This window comes from Paenibacillus lacisediminis (assembly GCF_046567315.2).
In genome coordinates this window covers 84561-104064 of the sequence record NZ_JBKIAX020000019.1, presented here as the reverse complement: position 1 = coordinate 104064, position 19504 = coordinate 84561, and the positions used below count along the sequence as shown (strand labels likewise).

Annotated in this window: 18 protein-coding genes; 12 read left to right on the top strand and 6 right to left on the bottom strand. The window is 55.1% G+C overall.

Annotated elements, in window-relative coordinates; genetic code table 11:
• Positions 1 to 140 precede the first annotated feature (140 nt).
• A complete protein-coding gene (gene hemG / locus ACLD72_RS27125) occupies positions 141 to 1580 on the top strand; it encodes a protoporphyrinogen oxidase (RefSeq protein WP_411003352.1) in 1440 nt (479 codons plus the stop codon).
• Entirely contained in the window at positions 1580 to 2677 is a 1098-nt protein-coding gene (locus tag ACLD72_RS27120; RefSeq protein WP_411003363.1) for a TIGR04053 family radical SAM/SPASM domain-containing protein, read from the top strand. Before hemG ends, ACLD72_RS27120 begins: the two co-directional genes overlap by 1 nt.
• 128 nt (positions 2678 to 2805) lie before the next feature.
• Here the strand turns inward: ACLD72_RS27120 and ACLD72_RS27115 are convergent, their stop codons facing one another.
• Genes ACLD72_RS27115 through ACLD72_RS27105 form a run of 3 tightly spaced genes read right to left on the bottom strand, consistent with a single transcriptional unit; the run spans position 2806 to position 3545 of the window.
• Complete coding sequence (locus tag ACLD72_RS27115; protein ID WP_411003353.1) at positions 2806 to 3039, bottom strand: DUF2249 domain-containing protein; 234 nt, start codon at positions 3037 to 3039, stop codon at positions 2806 to 2808.
• Positions 3039 to 3296 carry a hypothetical protein gene (locus ACLD72_RS27110; RefSeq protein ID WP_411003354.1) on the bottom strand — a complete coding sequence of 86 codons (258 nt, stop codon included), beginning with the start codon at positions 3294 to 3296 and terminating at the stop codon, positions 3039 to 3041. Before ACLD72_RS27110 ends, ACLD72_RS27115 begins: the two co-directional genes overlap by 1 nt.
• Before the next feature lie 15 nt (positions 3297 to 3311).
• A complete protein-coding gene (locus tag ACLD72_RS27105) occupies positions 3312 to 3545 on the bottom strand; it encodes a DUF2249 domain-containing protein (protein ID WP_128632496.1) in 234 nt (77 codons plus the stop codon).
• Between the two features lie 233 nt (positions 3546 to 3778).
• Between ACLD72_RS27105 and ACLD72_RS27100 the strand changes: the two genes are divergently transcribed.
• Both ACLD72_RS27100 and ACLD72_RS27095 read left to right on the top strand, forming a co-directional pair.
• The gene (locus tag ACLD72_RS27100) at positions 3779 to 4501 is read left to right on the top strand and encodes a YwiC-like family protein (RefSeq protein ID WP_411003355.1); all 723 of its coding nucleotides are present in this window, start codon (positions 3779 to 3781) and stop codon (positions 4499 to 4501) included.
• Between the two features lie 52 nt (positions 4502 to 4553).
• Positions 4554 to 5888 (top strand): DRTGG domain-containing protein, encoded by a 1335-nt coding sequence (locus ACLD72_RS27095; protein WP_411003356.1) that lies wholly within the window; start codon positions 4554 to 4556, stop codon positions 5886 to 5888.
• A 36-nt stretch (positions 5889 to 5924) separates the two neighbouring features.
• On the opposite strand, the gene ACLD72_RS27090 is transcribed toward ACLD72_RS27095, so the two are convergent.
• The 3 genes from ACLD72_RS27090 to ACLD72_RS27080 form a co-directional block, all read right to left on the bottom strand.
• Complete coding sequence (locus tag ACLD72_RS27090) at positions 5925 to 6224, bottom strand: YtpI family protein (RefSeq protein WP_411003357.1); 300 nt, start codon at positions 6222 to 6224, stop codon at positions 5925 to 5927.
• 937 nt (positions 6225 to 7161) lie between these two features.
• Positions 7162 to 7659 carry a hypothetical protein gene (locus ACLD72_RS27085; protein ID WP_251595556.1) on the bottom strand — a complete coding sequence of 166 codons (498 nt, stop codon included), beginning with the start codon at positions 7657 to 7659 and terminating at the stop codon, positions 7162 to 7164.
• Entirely contained in the window at positions 7656 to 7985 is a 330-nt protein-coding gene (locus ACLD72_RS27080; protein ID WP_036624406.1) for a YtrH family sporulation protein, read from the bottom strand. Before ACLD72_RS27080 ends, ACLD72_RS27085 begins: the two co-directional genes overlap by 4 nt.
• 324 nt (positions 7986 to 8309) lie before the next feature.
• On the opposite strand from ACLD72_RS27080, the gene ACLD72_RS27075 reads away from it, so the two are divergent.
• The 8 genes from ACLD72_RS27075 to ACLD72_RS27040 all read left to right on the top strand — a co-directional run bounded on the left by ACLD72_RS27075 (position 8310) and on the right by ACLD72_RS27040 (position 19301).
• On the top strand, positions 8310 to 12338 hold the full coding sequence (locus tag ACLD72_RS27075) for a DNA polymerase III subunit alpha (RefSeq protein WP_458476245.1): 4029 nt from the start codon (positions 8310 to 8312) through the stop codon (positions 12336 to 12338).
• 1175 nt (positions 12339 to 13513) lie between these two features.
• Positions 13514 to 14002, top strand: coding sequence for a phosphatidylglycerophosphatase A family protein (locus ACLD72_RS27070; RefSeq protein ID WP_251595550.1), 489 nt, complete (start codon positions 13514 to 13516; stop codon positions 14000 to 14002).
• A gap of 329 nt (positions 14003 to 14331) precedes the next feature.
• Complete coding sequence (locus tag ACLD72_RS27065) at positions 14332 to 14520, top strand: hypothetical protein (protein ID WP_036624401.1); 189 nt, start codon at positions 14332 to 14334, stop codon at positions 14518 to 14520.
• A gap of 94 nt (positions 14521 to 14614) precedes the next feature.
• The gene (gene accD / locus ACLD72_RS27060) at positions 14615 to 15508 is read left to right on the top strand and encodes an acetyl-CoA carboxylase, carboxyltransferase subunit beta (RefSeq protein WP_251595548.1); all 894 of its coding nucleotides are present in this window, start codon (positions 14615 to 14617) and stop codon (positions 15506 to 15508) included.
• Positions 15509 to 16648 (top strand): acetyl-CoA carboxylase carboxyltransferase subunit alpha, encoded by a 1140-nt coding sequence (locus ACLD72_RS27055; RefSeq protein ID WP_411003686.1) that lies wholly within the window; start codon positions 15509 to 15511, stop codon positions 16646 to 16648.
• Positions 16649 to 16841: 193 nt separating this feature from the next.
• Complete coding sequence (gene pyk, locus ACLD72_RS27050; protein WP_411003685.1) at positions 16842 to 18263, top strand: pyruvate kinase; 1422 nt, start codon at positions 16842 to 16844, stop codon at positions 18261 to 18263.
• 116 nt (positions 18264 to 18379) lie between these two features.
• On the top strand, positions 18380 to 18799 hold the full coding sequence (locus tag ACLD72_RS27045; protein ID WP_411003684.1) for an acyl-CoA thioesterase: 420 nt from the start codon (positions 18380 to 18382) through the stop codon (positions 18797 to 18799).
• Positions 18800 to 18908: 109 nt separating this feature from the next.
• Positions 18909 to 19301 (top strand): FxsA family protein, encoded by a 393-nt coding sequence (locus tag ACLD72_RS27040; protein ID WP_411003683.1) that lies wholly within the window; start codon positions 18909 to 18911, stop codon positions 19299 to 19301.
• Positions 19302 to 19504 lie beyond the last annotated feature (203 nt).

Genomic DNA, 19504 nt, shown 5'->3' with positions numbered 1-19504 from the left:
GAGAAATGTTACACCCGGAGTGACTCAAGTCATAAAAACGCACAGGTCCAGAGGTTACGATAGCCTAAGAGAAAAAATACGCAGGCCCTCAAAGCCTTGAGGCATTTGGCTTGCGGCATTAAGGAGGTCGAAAGTTAGACGTGAGCAAAAAGATCGCCGTCATCGGCGGGGGAATCACCGGGTTAAGCGCGGCTTATTACGTGCGCAAATTGCTGCGCGAACGGGGAGTGGACGCCGGGGTTACCCTTATTGAGCAGTCCGGCCGGCTGGGCGGTAAAATCCGTTCCCTGCGCCGTGACGGCTTTACGATAGAACAAGGCCCGGATTCAATGATCGCGCGCAAGCCCGCCGCGCTGGAGTTGATCCGGGAGCTCGGGCTGGAGCATTTACTGGCAGGGACGAACCCGCAGGCGAAGCGGAGTTATATCTTGCATCGTAGCAAATTTCATCCGATGCCGCCGGGGCTGATGCTCGGCATACCGACGCAAATGTGGCCGATGGTCAAGACGGGGCTGCTCTCTCCGGCCGGCAAGCTGCGGGCCGGCATGGACCTGCTGCTCCCCGCGCGGCGCGGCGGCGGCGACGAATCGCTGGGCGGATTCATCCGCCGCCGGCTCGGCAGAGAGGTGCTGGAGCAGATGACGGAGCCGCTCTTGGCTGGCATTTATGCCGGGGATACCGAGCAGCTTAGCTTGAAAGCGACATTTCCGCAGTTTATGGAGATGGAGCGCAAGCACCGCAGTCTGATCCTCGGGCTGCTGGCCAGCAAAAAGCAGCCGCCGCAGCCGGGGCAAAGCCAAGGCCCGCTGCCGAAGGCCGCGCAAACCAGCATGTTTCTGACGTTAACCGGCGGTTTGGAGATACTGACGGACGCGCTGGCGGAATCGTTGAAGGAAGAAGAGATAATTACGGGGCAGGCGGTAACCGGACTGTCGAAGCAAGAAGCAGGAGCAGGTTATGAGCTCAGCTTAAGCGGGGGCGAGCGTTTGGCCGCCGACGGGGTCATTTTGGCGGCGCCGGCTTTTGCCGCGGCCCGGCTGCTGGACGACATTCCCGAAGCCGCTTATCTGGAGCGGATCCGCTATGTGTCCGTGGCTAATTTGGCCTTCGCCTACCGGCGGGAAGACGTTCCCCACGATTTGAACGGCTCCGGCGTGCTTATCCCGCGCGGGGAAGGCCGAATGATTACGGCGATTACCTGGGTTTCATCGAAATGGCTGCACTCGGCTCCCGGCGATAAAGCGCTGATGCGGACCTATATCGGCCGCTTGGGCGACGAGGCATGGACCGCGATGTCCAGGGCCGACATCGAGCGCCGGGTGGCCGCCGAGCTGCGCGATTTGCTGGGCATCACCGCCAGCCCGCTGTTTTGCGAGCTCGCCGCTCTGCCAGAGTCGATGCCCCAGTATCCGGTCGGCCATGTCGAACGGCTTGCGGCGCTGCGCGAAACGTTGGCCCGCGCGAAGCCGGGGCTGCAGCTGTGCGGCGCAGGATATGCCGGCGTAGGCATACCCGACTGTATCCGGCAAGGCAAGGAAGCCGCGGAAAGCTTGGCAGCTTATTTGGGGGATGGGCGGTGATGCAAATGATTCAGGACAGGGACTACAACGTAAATCCATTTATCGTCATCTGGGAGGTGACGCGGGCTTGTGCTCTAAAATGCCTGCATTGCCGGGCGGAAGCCCAGTATCATCCCGACCCGAGACAGCTTAGCCTTGAGGAAGGAAAGAAGTTGATCGACGACATCGCGGAAATGGATAAACCGCTGTTCGTGTTTACCGGCGGCGATCCGCTGATGCGCCCCGATTTGTTCGAGCTGGCCCGGTATGCGATTCAGGACAAAGGGCTGCCCGTCTCGATGACCCCAAGCGCCACGCCGCGGGTCACGTTTTCCGCCGTGAGCAAGGCGAAGGAGGTTGGCTTGTCCCGCTGGGCGTTTAGCCTTGACGGTTCGACGGCCGAAATCCACGACCATTTTCGCGGAACACCGGGTTCCTATGAAATGACAATGAAAGGGATCGGTTTTTTGCAACAGCTCGAAATTCCGATCCAGATCAATACGACGGTCTCACGTTATAATCTGGATGATCTGCCGCGGATTGCCGATGCGGTAAAGGAAATGGGCGCCGTGCTTTGGAGCGTGTTTTTCCTTGTGCCGACGGGGCGGGGCATGGTGAAGGACATGATTACGCCCGAGGAGCATGAACAGGTGATGGAGTGGCTGGCCAGGATGCAGCGGGCGATGCCTTACGGCATCAAAGCGACGGAGGCGCCGCACTACCGCCGCGTGTTTCTGCAGCAGCAAAAGCGCGGCGGCGCTGCCGGCCAAGAGGCCGGAGCCGTGAAGCGCAAGGATGTGCTCGGCCGTTCGCCCAAGGGCGTCAACGATGGGGACGGGTTCGTGTTTATCAGCCACACCGGCGAGGTGTATCCAAGCGGATTTTTGCCGGTGAGCTGCGGCAATGTGAGGGATTCGCGGCTTCCCGACATTTACCGGAATTCGCCGGTCATGCGGCAACTCCGCGACAAGTCGCTGCTGAAAGGCAAATGCGGCGCCTGCGAGTTCAAGCAGCTTTGCGGCGGTTCCCGGGCCAGAGCGTATGCCGTGACCGGCGATTATCTGGAGAGCGACCCGTATTGCGCTTATATTCCGCAGGGATATGGAGCCAATACTTAAGGCCGGAGGGCGTGGCGGCAATTCCGTCAATTCCGTGGAAAGCAAAACCAAAAAGCGCGAGCAGCAGGAGGTATGGAACTCCTGTGCCCGCGCTTTTTTTAACGCGTTCATATGGCAAAACGCTAATTTTAATTGCCTGGCTTAAAAGTCACCCTCCAGTGATCCGCGGCCAACTGCTCGCATTCGTTTGTGTAGCCTTTCGTCTCCAGCAGCTTAAGCAGCGGAGCGGGTTTGATCGTAGCGTGCAGCACGAAAATTTCGTCCGCCTCCAGCCGTTCGAAGGCGTCCATGATGATCCCGAACGGCTCTTCACCTTGGCGCAGCTGCGGGCGTACGTCGAGTTCAACAACCCGGTTTTCCACTATAGGTTCACCTCCAGCGAAAAGGAAAGATATTGCTTCGGATCGGTTCCCAGCATTTTTTCAAACAAGGCGGCGGTGTCATAGGCATAGAAACAGAAATACGTATATTGAAATTCCGGCATTTTTTCGGCGATCGTTAAAATCTCGTTGGCGTAAAGCTCCGGATCGCTTTCCGCTTCCTCAATCATGCGCAAAGCATCCTCCAGCTCGACGGCGATTTTTATCGTTTTTTCATCGATAACCGTAATCGTAGCCATAGACCATTCCCCCGCTTAGTTTTTGCCGATTTTCACCTGGAACTTTTCCGGCCCTTGCTCAAGATATTCCCAGGTGAATTCACCCGGATGCATCGCTTCGAATTGAAAACGCAGCGGTACCGGATCGTGGTCATTGATCAGCAGCATCGCTTCTCCCGGCGCCAAGTCGTTGTATGCGGCAAAAATCGTCTTATGTTTAAGTTGCGGCGGATATTCGGTGGCGTTAACGGTTGCTTTAAATTGACTCATGTGTAGTCCTCCCATAATTTAAAAATTGAATGATTCGCCCTCATTATATCAACGGCTTTGGAAACGTTTGTGATATCAGTCACAAGTTTGAGCGGCCCCATAAAATCGGCTTCTTATCTGTTGGGAAGCTGCCATGAATTCAGTGATTCGCGTCACTGGGAAGTTTTCCGCCGGCGGATATAATGATCGGGAATTTGCCCCATCCATTTGGAAAATAAGGAGAGAATGCCGTCATGCGTTTAAAGCATTATATCCCCAACCAGCATGGAGCCTGGGCGATGTTGATCATTCCGTTCCTGTTCGGCATGGCTGCCTCGACCCCCGGGTGGATCCATGCCCTGCTGTTTGTTTGCTGGCTGCTGATTTATTTGCTGATGTTTCCTTTGCTGCAGTGGGTCCGCACGGGCAAAGGCGACCGCTACCGCAAACCGGCTCTTCTATATGGAGCGCTTCTCGTCCCTGCCGGAACGGTGCTCGTTTTGCTTCGCCCCGATGTCATCTTCATGGCGCTGTGGTTCCTGCCCCTGTTTGCTGTCAACGTCTACTACGCCAGGCAAAAACGCGAGCGCGCGCTTGTCAACGATATCGTTGCCATCGTGCAGTTCAGCATCATGGTGTTCCTTTCGTTCGAACTGGGCGGCGGCACGGACTACAGGGTAACTGTTAAGCTGTTTTTGATCAGCACAGGCTATTTTGCCGGCACGGCTTTTTATGTAAAAACGATCATCCGCGAGCGGAACAACCCGCGTTATTATTGGTATTCCGTGGGCTACCACCTGATTTTGACGCTGCTTGCCGCATGGCTGCTCCCCCTTCCGCTATTGCTGCCGGCTTTGCTGCTGCTGGCCAGAGCCGTGTGGTGTCCGCGCACAGGGCTTACGGCAAAGCAAACCGGAATCATGGAAATTGTCTATTCCGTGATCGTGCTTGCGGCCGTATGGCTGACTTATGCCTGAACGTGTATAATAGAAACAGAATAGTACAGATTCGGGCAAGGGGGTATAACAGTTGGAGGGGCAGGAAGAGAGCGTCACTAAACATGAGCAGCTGCTTCAACATATCGAACAACTTAAGATCGGAACGAAAATTTCGGTGCGCAAGCTGGCCAAAGCGATGGGCGTAAGCGAGGGAACGGCTTACCGTGCGGTCAAGGAGGCGGAAAACCTCGGCATTGTCATCACTAAAGAGCGGATCGGCACCGTTCGCGTCGAGAAAAAGCCGCGAAACATCTCCGACCAGCTGACGTTTGGCGATGTGGTCGGGATCGTGGAAGGACATGTGCTGGGCGGCGGTGAAGGGCTGGACAAAACGCTGCACAAATACGTCATCGGCGCGATGAAAATCGATGCCATGGCGCGGTATATCGACGCCGGAAGCCTGTTGATCATCGGGAACCGCGAGAATGCCCACTCGCTCGCCTTGGAGCAGGGAGCGGGGGTACTGGTGACCGGGGGCTTCGGCACCAGCCGCGAGGTCAAGGCGCTGGCGGACAAGCTGGCGCTGCCGATCATTTCCTCGCGCCACGATACGTTTACCGTTGCTTCCATGATCAACAGGGCCATTTTCGACCGGTTGATCAAGAAAAAAATCATGCTGGTCGAGGATATCGTCGCCCGGAAGCCGCGGGTGAACATGCTGAAAGCTGCGAGCAATATCTCCGATTTTGACGAATTGTCGCTGGAAACGGGACATCATCATTTTCCGGTCGTGGACGAATGGAACCGGGTCATCGGGATCGTCAGCCGCAGAAATGTGGAGGAGCTCAGCGGGGATCAGCCCATTGAAAAGTGCATGACGCGCCATCCGATTACGGTGGGGCTGCAGACGTCACTGGCATCGGCCGCGCAAATCATGGTCTGGGAAGGGATCGATTTCTTGCCGGTGGTGGACCGCAACCGGAAGCTGGTTTCTTCCGTTACGCGCCGGGAGGTGCTGCAGGCGATGCGCGACGTGCGCAACCAGCCGCAGCTTGGGGAAACGTTCGAGCACCTGATGTGGAACGGTTTTGCCGAAGAACGCGATGCGGAGGGAAAACTGTTTTTCCGCGGGATGATTACACCACAGATGGCCACCGACCTCGGCACGATTTCACACGGCGTGCTCACCTCGCTTATGACCCAGGCCGGCCTGCGGGCCGCCAAGGACGCCAGCGGCATGGACTTTGTCGTCGACAACATTACGACTTATTTCGTGCGGCCGGTGCAGATCGAAAACCCGGTCGTCATCCTTCCGGTAGTTCTGGAAATGAGCCGTCGGGCCTGCAAGCTGGAAATTATGTTAACCTACCAGGACTCCCTCATCTCCAAGGCGGTCATGGCGCTGCAATCGATCGACCACGCATAGCGGGGATTTGCGGAAATTTCCCGGAAACAAGCTTAACTACTCTGCTTTTTGGCGGGAAAAGACACCGTGATTGCGGATCCCGGCAAAAATGTTAAACGCGCCGAGCACCATAAACAATGCGCCGATCACGACGCGGAGCGAAGAGCCGCTGAACATGAACATTTGGATCAGAGCCAAAATAATGAGCATAACCCCCATGCTGATGTTGGTTTTGGCGGCGGCCAGCCCGCGAACCTTGGGATCGAGCGAACGGCGCGACTTAAAGCTGAAAAATATAGAACATAGGCAAGCGATAATGAATACGGCGTACAGGACGTATTGAATCGTTTGGATCATGGCCAGATCTACAGCTCCTTTATACGAATGGCTTGGTTGCTATGAAAAATGCGAGTGATCATCGGCTCAACTTAGAAATCAGCGCTTAACCGCCAGTTACTGGAACGACGAACCGCCGGTTACTGGAGCGGCCGACCGCCGATCTTCAAAATAGCGGTACTTTATGTACTTATTTATCTGGAGCCAGGCCTGTTCATCCCCATTAGCGGCATTTTTTGTCCTTATTTTCCGATGAATCGCCCAGATCGCGAGCATTTCCTTGCGATTCGAGAAAATAGCGCCATAAATTTCCTCTATTGCTCTCAAAATGGGTGATATCGCCGAAATAGCGACATTTATTGCTCTTATTTTGGTTCAACCTAATCATCAGTGCTTGACAGTCAAGCCGGAAAAAGACCGTGGCCTGGAGCGAGAATCACTATCCGGAGGCTTTGCACGATTATCCCGTTTGATCATGTGACTTGGCTTTCTGAACCAAAGGGATAATCGTGCAAAGTGGTTTGGAGAGACAACCCCCCTCATCTCCGTCATCATTTATTTTGTCAAGCACTGCGTCTTGAGCCCTTATTTTTCCTCCTTTTTAAGCACACGGCTTACGTGAGCAACTGGAAAGTTTCCGCAGGAAACATACTTCGGAAGCGTCCGCTTAGGCCCGGCTGAATTCAAGATTCGATGCCGAACCCGCCCCCAGAGTACAACTTCATGATCAAAACCCGGATCTAACATCCAGTCCAATGAAAGTTAAAAAACGGGTTTTCAGCACCGAGAAGGTTGGATGAAGCTAGGGATTGAGGAGCGGAGCGTACGTTTTGGGTACGTGAGCACCGGAAAGCCCGGCTGAATTCAAGATTCGACGCCGAATCCGCTCCAAGGATACAACTTCGTGATCAAAACCCGTTTTTTAACATCCTTTTGATCCTTATTGTAGCATGAAAAGTTAGAGCCGGATATACGGCCGCATATCCACCCACACCTGCAGCACGCCTTCGCTCACGAGCATCGTTTTGATCTGGATGCTGTATTCCTTGTCGCGCACGACATAGATTTTCCGGTTCAGCAGTGTACGGGCCATTTTGGCGTCGGAATCGATGTCGAAAATGTTCCTGCCGCGAAGCACCTCAAGCTCATCATGCAATTGCTTGGTAACCTCTTTGACTGCAAGCGAATCAAGCGGGGGATCCCGTTCCTCCACGCGCACCTTGATTTCTTTGATCACGGTCGAGCGGTTGTTGTATTTTTTCAGCGTCCGGAGGTCTTCCTCGGCTTGATGAAGCTGGATTTGCAGATCCTTGTTTTGAATCCACAGCACATTGTAGCTTGTCTGATAGATTACGTTATATACAATGCTACCCGCCACCATCCCCAAAACAAACACGGCGGCAAGCTGCAAAAACCGACGGAATCCCTTGATTTCCGGCCGCTTTGCTTCATTCATCCCCGGCTTCCCCCGCACATCCATCTCACCAGCTCGGAACCCATATGGGCGCCAAAGAAAGCAAACAGCAAATACAAAATCTGCTTGATGGCCGGGGACAAGTTTCCGTCAAAAAAATTGCTTTCGATGACCCGCATCGGATCGATCGTGCCCCCGATTGCGGCGGCAAGCGCCCAAATTTTAATGCGGTCGGCGATGTCCAGCATCGTTTGGGTCGGCGGCTGCAGGGAAACGACGGCTCCGATTCCGCCAACCATAGCCCCGCCCACGACGATTCCAAATGCGATAAAAAAGTCCATAACCGCTTTGCTCAAAAACGAACTCACGATAAAAGCTCCCCTTTCCGAGGTCTGTCCTATCCTCTACCATTCTATGGGCGTGCTTGGGACATGTATGATAAAATATTTATAGAGGTAGTTCAAAAAGTCAGCTTTTGATCACGAAGCAGGACAAGAAGCGGATTCGACGTCGAATCTTGAATTCAGCCGGGCCTTCCGGTGCTCACGTACCCAAAACGTACGCTCCGCTCCTCTGTCCCAGGCTTCATCCAACCTTCTCGGTGCTGAAAACCTGACTTTTTGAACACGCAATTATAGATATGAAAGCCAATGCGGCATGGCAATTTAAGCGAAAGGAAGGGATCGGATCGCATGGACAGCTTTGTTCATCTGCACGTACATAGCGAATACAGCTTGCTTGACGGCGCGGCCAGGCTGGAAGAGCTCGTCGCCAAGGCGGCGGCTTCCGGCATGAAGGCGCTCGCGCTGACGGATCACGGGGTCATGTACGGCGCGGTTCCTTTTTATAAATTGTGCAAGGCCCACGGGATCAAGCCGATTATCGGCTGCGAGGTTTATTTTACGGCAGGCTCGCGCAAGGAGCGGGGGAGCCGTCAGGATCAGCCGATCCATCATCTGATTTTGCTGGCTAAAAACGAGACCGGATACCGGAATTTGATGAAGCTGGTCTCGATCGGCCATCTGGAAGGCTTCCACTACAAGCCCCGGATCGATTGGGAGGCGCTGGAGCGGCATCGGGAAGGGCTGATTTGCCTAAGCGCCTGTCTGGGCGGAGAGGTGCCGCATCATTTGCTGCGCGGGTCTTATGACGAAGCGAAAAAGGCGGCGCTGCGCTATAAGGCGGCGTTTGGCAGAGATTTTTATCTGGAACTGCAGGATCACGGCCTTCCGGAGCAAAAAAAGGTAAACCCCCAGCTCGTTCAGCTGGCGCAGGAGACGGGGATCGAACTGGTGGCCACCAACGATGTGCATTACTTGAACAGGGAGGACGCCGAGGTTCAGGATGTGCTCATTTGCATCGGCACCGGCAAAACCGTCGACGACGAAAACCGGCTCAAGATGAACACGGACCAGCTCTACTTAAAAACTGGAGATGAGATGGCCGCGTTGTTCCCGCATGTGCCGGAGGCGCTGGCCAATACGGTGAAAATAGCCGAAAGCTGCGAGCTTGAGCTGGAATTTGGCCGCCATATTTTGCCGGCTTACCGCCCGATTCCGGAAGGGATGACTGCGGAGAGTTATTTAGCTGAGCTGTGCGAAAAAGGACTGGATGACCGTTACGGTCATCTGGATGTGTGGCAGGACAAGAACGAGCGGGGACGGCTTGAGCAGCGGCTGCGGTATGAGCTGGAAGTGATCGGCAAGATGGGATTTTCCGATTATTTTCTGATCGTCTGGGATTTCATCGCCTTCGCTCACCGCAGCGGGATCGTCACCGGCCCGGGCCGGGGATCGTCTGCGGGCAGTCTGGTCGCTTACGTGCTGAAGATTACCGACGTGGACCCGATTAAGTATAACCTGCTGTTTGAACGGTTTTTGAACCCCGAGCGGGTGACGATGCCGGATATCGATATCGATTTCAGCGACGAGCGCCGCGACGAGGTGATCGCTTATGTGGCCGACAAGTACGGTGCGGAGCACGTGGCCCAGATCATCACGTTCGGAACGATGGCGGCCCGCGCCGCCGTTCGCGATGTAGGCCGGGCGCTGAACGTGCCGTTTGGCGAAGTCGACAAGGCGGCGAAGCTGATTCCGGCGCATCTGGGCATCACGATTGAGCGGGCCCTGAAAGAGAGTCCGGATTTAAAAGCGATGTACGAATCGGCGCCGCGAATTAAAAATTTGCTGGACATGGCGATGAAGGTGGAAGGCATGCCGCGGCACGCCTCCACGCACGCCGCCGGGGTCGTCATCTCGCGCGATCCGCTGACGGATGCGGTACCGCTGCAATCCGGAAGCGAGGATACCGCTTTAACCCAATTTTCCATGGAAAACCTCGAATCGATCGGCCTGCTCAAAATGGATTTTTTGGGCCTGCGCACATTGTCCATCATCGAGCGGTGCCTGCGCTGGATCGAAGAGCAGACGGGAAACGTCCCCGATTTCCGGCATGTTCCCGACAATGATCCGGCTACCTATGACATGCTCGGACGGGGCGAAACGACCGGGGTGTTCCAGATGGAGTCCTCGGGGATGCGCCGGGTTTTGCGCGAATTGAAGCCGACGTTGTTCGAGGATATCGTTTCGGTGAACGCGCTTTACCGTCCCGGTCCGATGGAGTTCATTCCGAAATACATCGCCAGCAAGCACGGGCAGATTACGCTTGAGTTTCCGCATCCGGATCTTGAGCCCATTCTGAAAGACACGTACGGGATCATCGTCTATCAGGAGCAAATCATGCAAATCGCCTCCAAAATGGCGGGATTTTCCTTGGGGGAAGCCGATTTGCTGCGGCGCGCCGTCTCGAAGAAAAAGCGGGAAGTGCTGGATGAGCAGCGTGAGCATTTCGTCAGCGGCAGTTTGGCCCAAGGCTATACGGCAGAGGAGGCGAACGCCGTGTACGATATGATCGTCCGCTTTGCCGATTACGGCTTCGCGCGGGCGCATGCGGCTGCCTATGGCGTGCTGGCGTTCCAGACGGCATATCTTAAGGCACATTATCCCGTCCAGTTCATGGCCTCGATGCTGACCGCCGTTATGGGCAGCCACCGCAAGGTGGCGGAGTATATCGTCGAATGCCGGCGGATGGGCATCACCGTGCTGCCGCCGGACGTGAACGAAAGCGGCGTGTTGTTTACGCCGCAGGCTCGGGTTGGCGCCGCGGTTGGGGACGGGGACTTCGCGGGAGGAATGGTGGGAGTCCCGAAAGCCGGGGAAGGCGCATTTGCGGCCGAAACCGGCTTGACGGAACAGGTTAAGGCCGGTGCCTCCGGCGGGGATGACAGCGAGATGCCGGGCGATCCTGATGCAGCCTTGGGCGTGATCCGCTTTGGGCTCGCGGCGATCAAAAACGTCGGCACCCAGGCGATCGAAAGCATTATGCGCGAGCGGAAGGAGCGGCCGTTCGACAGCCTGCTTGATTTTTGCCGCCGCGTCGATCTGCGGACGTGCAACAAACGCGTCATTGAATCGTTGATTCAGGGCGGCGCGTTCGACTCCCTCCCGGGACACCGCGCCCAACTGCTGGCGATGCTGGACGAGACGGTGGAAGCTGCGCTCAAATGGCGCAAGGAGCGGGAGGATTTGCAGATCCAGCTGTTCGATTTTGTGGAAACGCCAAACTGGGACATCGAGTATCCCGAAGTTCCGCCGTTTACCGCCGCGCAGCAGCTGGAATTGGAGCGGGAGCTGCTCGGTTTGTACCTGTCCGGCCACCCGCTGGACGATTACGATGAGCTGCTTGAGCAGGGGGGCGTTGACCGGCTGATGGATTTGGCGGAAGCGGCGGATGAAAGCCGGACGGTTGTGGCCGGGATGGTCGTGTCGGTCAAAGCGATCACGACCAAGCAGGGCAAAGCGATGGCTTTCATGGAGATGGAGGACCAGATCGAGCGCTGCGAGGTCGTGCTGTTCCCCGAAGTGTGGCGGCGCTGCTCGGCGCATGTCAGCAAGGGGGCCTTGCTTGCGCTGCGCGCCACCGTCCAGCTGCAAGACGAAGGCTTCAAGCTGCTGGCCGACGAAGTGGCCCCGCTTGGCGCGCAGGCGCTGGCGCAGCTGCGCCGCAGGCTCACGCGCGGGCGCGGGGCGAACGGCGGCGCCGGCAGAAGCGCCGCAGCGGGAAGCGGCGGCGGTGCGGGTGCGGGGCTGAGCGCGGGCGGCGGCGGTGGAGCGAGCGCGGGGCTGAGCGCGGGCGGCAGCGGCGACAAGGGCGCGAGCGCCGGCCGGAGCGGCGGCGCCGAGCAGCCGCCCGCGCGGGCAGCAGCGGCGCAGAACGCGCCTGCGGCCGCGGGCCGGCCCCGGCGCGAGCCTGCGCCGGAGCAAGCGCCGCAAGGCGCTGCCGGGCAGGCGCCCAGCCATGGCGCCGCTGCCGGGCAGGCGCCCGGCTATGGCGCCGCTGCCGGGCGCCCCGGCGCGCATGAGGCCGCCCGCGATGCCGCGGGCAGCGCCGCACCGCCCGCGCAGGGCGGCCTCCGCGGGCGGGAGACGCGCGGACAGCAGCGCGTCTTCATCAAAATCACGGCCGCGGCGGAGAACGCGCGCCTGCTCGAGCAGTTGAAGACGCTGCTCGAACAGCACCCCGGACCGGTCGGGACGGTGCTGTTCTACGAGAGCACCGGCAAGCTGCTGGCCTTGTCCGAACGTTACAGCATCAAGCCGTCCCCTGCGCTTTTCCGCGAAATGGAACAGATGCTCGGTCCGGATACCGTAAAGGTGAGATAATTGGACTAGGCGTCCTTGTCCATTGGTCGGATTCGCATTCATGTCCGTTGCCCGAACTATCGCTTGGCTCCTAGCAAAGCTTACATGCTGAAAAGGTGCGCGCTTTGTGGAAGACTAGTAGATCGTTCCGGAAGTGACATGGTTTATCTATAGGAGAGCACCATAAATCGCCGCTCTTCATACATTCCTGGCGATATTATCACGAATGCTTAGCGAGCATGGTGCAAAAATCTGACTGGTGGATCACCAAAAAATAGCGGAACTTTAAGGTCTTATTTTCCGGAAGTGAGCATGTTTATCACCATTAGCGGAATTTTATGGCCTTATTTCCCAACGAATGGTGCACAAAGTGGCTATTTCCCTGCGATACGAAAAAATAACGCCATAAATGTCCGCTATTTCAAGCAAAGTGGGGATACCGCCGAAATAGCGCCATTTTTTTCCCTTATGTTTCCCCTTTAGTTTTTCAACAAGCTAACTTGAAAAGGATGTAAAAGCAGCCCTCCTTGCAAAATGGAAGCGACAAGCAACCATTGAAGGGGGGCTTCATTTTGGTAAGCCTAGATGTACAGTAGGTGCGGTTCAGGCCCAAAAAGGCGTTAGACTCAGCCGCATGGGGATTATTGGGCACCAGTAACGCGGGCTGCCAGCAAGGTCTTCTAATTCTACAGGCAGCCTCTGTCTGGTCCAATTACTCCGCGACAGCTTGGGTGTCCCTTTACCTCACATTGCAAAAATCCAATAGATTATCGGAGTTCGAACGGAATTTTGGGCTCTCATTGGAAATATCCTATCACGCTGCAGACCGGCCATTCAATTTCCAGTTCTATTGGATATTTCCAATCAGAACGATGTGTCAGGCTGCGGAAGTCTGCCACCCGGCTATACTAGCTATTCCAGCCCTTTAAGAACCCCCTATACCCGTGTATTTTCAGGCTTGGCTCCGTTTTTAACGAACATTTTTTACGCTTCAAGCATACACTTAGGAACACGATACGCCATAAACAAGGACTCCCCCGGGTCCAAGTGGTATTTCGGAAAAACGTGCTGCTCCCGGCGCGTCCCGGAGCGGGGCGGCGTTGCGCTGCAGTCGGCGGGCGGCGGGTGGCGGACTGCCGACGGTGGACGGCGGAACCAAGGAGATCGCTTTTTCCGAAAGGTAAGGAGGTGATCAGATGTCCTATGAAATTGCTGCAGCTCAGTTGCTGCGCAGAGGCGTTAGGTTGGAGGAAATCGCGCAGATCGTCCATTCTATGCAAGTTGCCTATCATGACGATTTGACGGTGGAGCAGTGTTTGGATAGTGTAAAGGCGGTGCTGCAAAAAAGAGAGGTGCAGTACACTTTGTTTACGGGTATTGCATTGGATGAGCTGGCGGAACAAGGGCTTCTTCCGGAGCCGCTGCAATCGATCATGGAAGCGGATGAGCCGCTGTACGGCGTCGACGAAACGATGGCGTTAGGCATTACGAGCGTTTTCGGCATGATCGGGCTGACAAGCTTTGGTTATTTGGACAAGGTTAAGCCCGAAATCATCGGCAAGCTGAACAACAAAGGCGCGAACATCCATGTGTTTTTGGATGATCTCGTAGCCGGATTGGCCGCGGCCGCTTCGGCCAGAATCGCCCATAACCATAAAAATGCCGCCACTTATTCCCAAAAATAACAGCGCCTTGCCCCCGAATTGAAGGAACTGCTATTGCAGAAAAGGAATTGATATTGAAATCAGGGCAACTGCTGGTTTAATGTATTGGAATTGCAATTTTTTAAGATAGACAGCTTGTGACAAGCTTTGCGGCAAAGGGGGCCCGCATTTCCCTCTCCGGCGGGAACGGGCGTTTCGCGGCTTAAGCGGACAGCCCGAATTCCGACGGATTTCGCGCCTTCCGCTTCCATTTCGCGACCTTTCCCTTTGTTGCGGGGGATTTGAAAATTATGTTATCATAACTCTATTATACGGGCTCAAAGATGAAAGTAGGGGGCTTTGAAAAGGGCATGTGGACTGTAATGTATATTGCGCCAACCGCCAAGGTTGCGGATATGATCAAAACGAAACTCACCGAAGAAGGCTTCCTCGTCCAAACACGTCCTGTCAATTTATCCAAGCAGCAGTTCGAAATCCTGGTTCCTTCCGGGGAACTGGAGGAAGTGCAAGAGGTTTTGAATTCGATTTTGCATCCTTAGGCGGGATTGTCCTATAAAGGGCGCAAGGCTTTGGTGCGATAGATCTATGACTGTATTACTGGCCATGAATATAAACGGCTGAAGAGGTGTAGTTGTGTTTAAAGACTTGTTTCAGAAGAAAAGAAAATACGCGACCATTCCTTCAGAACGTCGAGGGAGCGAAGACGGATCGCAGTCGATGGACCGGCCTAAACGGGAAATTCCCGAAGGTCTGATGAATAAATGCGCCCGTTGCGGCAGTATTCAGTACAGCAAGGAATTGGAGAAAAATTTTAAAGTTTGCTCTTCCTGCGGTTATCATATGCGGCTTAACGCGCTGGAGCGCATCCGCTACACGATGGATGAGGGAAGTTTTACGGAATTTGACGCAGACCTGATCTCCGTCGATCCGCTCGAATTTCCGGGGTATGCCGGCAAGCTGGAGCAGCAGGCGTTGAAATCGGGGCTGCGGGAGGCCGTCGTGACCGGACAAGGCACCATCGGCGGTTTTCCGGCCGTTGTGGCGGTCATGAGCTTTGATTTTTTCACTGGCAGCATGGGTTCCGTGGTCGGAGAAAAAATTACCCGCGCCATTGAAGCGGCGACGGAGAAACGGCTGCCGATGATTATTTTCTCAACGTCAGGCGGAGCCCGCATGCAGGAGAGCATCCTCAGCCTGATGCAAATGGCGAAAACGAGCGCCGCATTGGCCCGCTTGGGCGAACAGGGCGGTCTCTACATATCGGTCATTACGGATCCGACGACGGGAGGCGTATCGGCCAGCTTTGCTATGCTCGGAGATATCATTCTGGCCGAGCCGGGAGCGGTGTTTGGTTTTGCCGGGAGAATCGTCATCGAGCAGACGATCCGGCAAAAGCTGCCGGACGATTTTCAGACGGCCGAATTCAATCTGCAGCACGGGCAGCTCGATTTGGTGGTTCACCGCAAGGAAATGAAAGCCACGCTGTCCAAATTGCTGGATTTGCACGGTGTGAAGGGAGGAGCATAAATGGCGGGCGAATTGCCTTTCGAAACGCCGCTTGTGAAGCTGCGCGAGAAAATTCAGGAATTGGAGCAGTTCGGTAAAGAAAAAGGCATCGATTTTGCCGAGGAGATTGCTCGTTTGGAAGAACGGTACCGGCAATTGGAAGAGGAGATATACAGCCAAATTTCGCCGTCGCAAAAAATGCATCTGGCCCGGCATCACCAGCGTCCGACTTCTCTGGATATGATCGGCCTGATCTTTGAAGACTTCATTGAGCTTCACGGGGACCGGGTGTTCGGGGACGACCTTGCCGTCGTTGGCGGATTGGCCAAGCTGAACGGCGTTCCCGTGACGGTGCTTGGGCAGCAGCGCGGGAAAGATACGAAGGACAACATCGCCCGCTTCTTCGGGAGCGCGCATCCGGAGGGCTTCCGCAAAGCGCTTCGGCTGATGCAGCAGGCGGACAAGTTCCGGCGGCCCATCGTTACGTTTATCGATACAAAAGGGGCTTATCCGGGCATTACGGCGGAGGAACGGGGACAATCCGAGGCGATCGCCCGCAACCTGCGGGAAATGGCGATGCTTCGGGTGCCCGTTATTTGTGTGGTCCTCGGCGAAGGCGGAAGCGGCGGGGCACTGGCGCTTGGCGTCGGCAACCGTGTGCTGATGCTGGAGAACGCCATATATTCCGTGATCTCGCCGAACGGCGCGGCTTCGATTCTGTGGAAGGACGCTTCCAAGGCTGACCAGGCGGCGGAAGCGATGAAGATTACGGCCCAGGACTTGCTGGAAATGGAAGTGATCGAAGAGGTCATTCCGGAGCCGCGGGGCGGGGCGCACCGCGATTACGAAGCTACCGCAGGCGCCATTAAGGAAGCGATTGTCCGCCATTTGGAGGAATTGTCGATTATGCATGCGGACGAGCTGCTTGAGGACCGGTATCGGAAATTCCGGAAAATCGGCAAGTTTACGGTGGCCGGGAATACGGAAGCGCGCGTATACGCGGGATCTCCGGCAGGTTCCGGCGTGCCGGGGGAGAACTTAAGCCTGGAAAAGACGTCTCCTGCTGTTTCGGGTGATTCCGGCGGGGACGGCGAAGAAACCGGCGATAAGACCGATGTTGAAGAAACCGCGTCCTCGGAATTGGTGCACAAGCAGGAGTAAAACTATCGAATAGCCGAAAAATCGGGGCTTTGGCCTCGGATTTTTCGGCTATTATAGATTGTTTTCGTAGGGTAAAACAATAGAATGTTCGTGACAATATGATAAACTTCCTATACAAATCGACAAAATTGTAGTAAATTTAGTTGTTGGAAAAGACTATATAGAGAGAACTATTAAAACGGAGGAAACCCAAATGCGCAAAACAAAAATCGTATGTACCATCGGTCCTTCCAGTGAATCGTTAGAGAACATCAAGAAGTTGATCATGGCCGGAATGAACGTCGCTCGCCTGAACTTCTCCCATGGAGATTTTGAAGAGCATGGCGGCCGGATCAAAACGATCCGCCAAGCGAGCGCGGAGCTGGGGAAATCAATCGCCATACTGTTGGACACCAAAGGTCCAGAAATCCGTACCGGCAAATTAAAGGAAGAACCGATCGAGCTCGTGCAAGACGAATTCATCACCCTTACTACGGAAGAAATTCTCGGGGACAAGAATCGCATCTCGATTACGTACAAAGAGCTTCCGGGTGATGTGGAAGCAGGTTCGACCATTTTGATCGATGACGGTTTGATCGGACTGACGGTAGTTGACATCCAAGGCACGGAAATCAAATGCCGGATCGTCAACGGCGGCACCATTAAGAGCAAGAAAGGTGTAAATGTTCCCGGCGTTGACATTTCCCTGCCAGGCATCACCGAGAAAGACGCTAACGATATCAAGTTTGGGATCGAGCAAGGCATCGATTTTATTGCCGCTTCCTTCGTTCGTAAAGCGAGCGACGTGCTTGAAATCCGTCAATTGCTTGAGAAACATAACGCTACCCACATCCAAATTATCTCCAAAATCGAAAACCAGCAAGGCGTCGACAACCTGGACGAAATCCTGGAAGTGTCCGACGGTTTGATGGTGGCCCGCGGCGACCTTGGCGTGGAAATTCCTGCCGAAGACGTGCCGCTGGTGCAAAAACGGATGATCGAAAAATGCAACCGCGTCGGCAAGCCGGTTATTACCGCCACGCAAATGCTCGACTCGATGCAACGTAACCCAAGACCGACACGCGCCGAAGCGAGCGACGTGGCGAACGCGATTTTCGACGGTACGGACGCAATCATGTTGTCCGGCGAAACGGCTGCCGGGAAATATCCGGTGGAATCGGTGCTGACGATGGCCCGCATTGCGGAAAAAGCCGAATCCGGCCTCGAATACCGCGAAATTTTCATCAAGCAAAGCAATGCCCAGCAAACGACCGTGACGGAAGCGATCAGCCAGGCGGTGGCCAACTCCGCGCTGGAGCTGAACGCCAAAGCGATCATCACTTCCACGGAAACGGGTTATACGGCGCGGATGGTGTCCAAATATCGTCCGAAAGCGCCGATCATCGCGGTGACGACCGAAGACCAAACGCTGCGCCGCTTGGCTTTGAACTGGGGCGTTACGCCGGTGAAGGGTCAGGTTGCTTCGTCCACGGACGAAATGTTCGACAAGGCGATGAAGGGCGGCCTGGATTCCGGCGTGGTGAAGGAAGGCGACCTTGTCGTTATTACCGCCGGGGTTCCGCTTGGACGTTCCGGATCGACCAATTTGATCAAGATTGGCCAAATCCGCAAGTAGCCCTGTTTTAAGATATAGCAACGATCGTGCGAACGATTTAAAAAAAGGCAATGGGGAACCCTGTAAACCGGGAACCATTGCTTTTTTTGCAGCAAAAGAAAGGAGCGAGGGATCACGTGTATGTCAGCGAACTGGCTATAGAGCCGAAATATTTTGAATTCGATATGATGGGGATTATTTATCACGCCCACTACCTCGGCTGGTTTGAGGCGGGACGCTCGAAACTGTGCGAGGACCTCGGCTTTAAATATATCGATATGGAGCGGGTCGGATATATTTCTCCCGTTCATGAAATGAAGGTGGAGTACAAAAAAGGCATCCGTTACGGCGACAAGGTGCTGCTCAAGACATGGATCATCGAAAACGGCGGCGTGAAGACCGTTTACGGATACCATGTGTTTAACGGCGAAGGCGAGCTCTGCGTGGAGGGTTCGTCCACCCACTACGTCGTGCGGCGCGAGGATTTCAAGCCGGTCCAGTTCAAAAAGGTATTTCCCGAATGGTTTGCGGCCTTTGAGGAAGCGCGAAAACCATGATTTTTGATTCTCCTCCTTTGTAGCGGTAAAATACATATATACGATCAATATTTTATTATGCTGCGAGGATAAAGTGCGAGTTCAACCTCTTAAAGGAGTTTCTATAAATATGCGTAAATGGATAGCCGCTTTAATCATCATCGTCTCGCTCGTGGAATTTTGGGGATATTTGTTTGTCGGCGAAAAATTGGGGGTCGGGAAGACGATCTTTTTGACCTTGGCCACTTCGGTGATCGGCGGGTTGATGATGCAGTTTGAAGGGCGCAAGGTGCTGGCGGATGCCAGAGCCCAAATGACCGGCGGGCAGGTTCCCGGGCGGATGGTGCTGGACGGCATTTGTGTTTTTGCCGGCGGCATCCTGCTGCTGATCCCCGGATTTGTTACGGATATCATCGGGTTTACGATGGTGTTTCCGCTAACCCGGCCGCTGTACCGTTTCCCGCTGATGAAATGGATCCATAAAAAAATGAAGGACGGCACAATCACCTATTTCCGGCGTTGACTTTTTGTGCTTTTTCCAGTATATATATTTAAAATGCGAGTTCAAAAAGTCGGGTTTTCAGCACCGAGAAGGTTGGATGAAGCTAGGGACTGAGTAGCGGAGCGTACGTTTTGGGTACGTGAGCAACTGAAATGTTTCCGTAGGAAACATGCTTCGGAAGCATCCGCTTGGCCCGGCTGAATTCAAGATTCGACGCCCGATCC

Coding starts and splice junctions, on each gene's coding strand:
- ACLD72_RS27120 (WP_411003363.1), top strand. CDS start 1,580: ATGCAAATGATTCAGGACAGGGACTACAACGTAAATCCATTTATCGTC.
- ACLD72_RS27110 (WP_411003354.1), bottom strand. CDS start 3,296: ATGGCTACGATTACGGTTATCGATGAAAAAACGATAAAAATCGCCGTC.
- ACLD72_RS27105 (WP_128632496.1), bottom strand. CDS start 3,545: ATGAGTCAATTTAAAGCAACCGTTAACGCCACCGAATATCCGCCGCAA.
- ACLD72_RS27100 (WP_411003355.1), top strand. CDS start 3,779: ATGCGTTTAAAGCATTATATCCCCAACCAGCATGGAGCCTGGGCGATG.
- ACLD72_RS27090 (WP_411003357.1), bottom strand. CDS start 6,224: ATGATCCAAACGATTCAATACGTCCTGTACGCCGTATTCATTATCGCT.
- ACLD72_RS27085 (WP_251595556.1), bottom strand. CDS start 7,659: ATGAATGAAGCAAAGCGGCCGGAAATCAAGGGATTCCGTCGGTTTTTG.
- ACLD72_RS27075 (WP_458476245.1), top strand. CDS start 8,310: ATGGACAGCTTTGTTCATCTGCACGTACATAGCGAATACAGCTTGCTT.
- ACLD72_RS27070 (WP_251595550.1), top strand. CDS start 13,514: ATGTCCTATGAAATTGCTGCAGCTCAGTTGCTGCGCAGAGGCGTTAGG.
- ACLD72_RS27065 (WP_036624401.1), top strand. CDS start 14,332: ATGTGGACTGTAATGTATATTGCGCCAACCGCCAAGGTTGCGGATATG.
- ACLD72_RS27055 (WP_411003686.1), top strand. CDS start 15,509: ATGGCGGGCGAATTGCCTTTCGAAACGCCGCTTGTGAAGCTGCGCGAG.
- pyk (WP_411003685.1), top strand. CDS start 16,842: ATGCGCAAAACAAAAATCGTATGTACCATCGGTCCTTCCAGTGAATCG.
- ACLD72_RS27040 (WP_411003683.1), top strand. CDS start 18,909: ATGCGTAAATGGATAGCCGCTTTAATCATCATCGTCTCGCTCGTGGAA.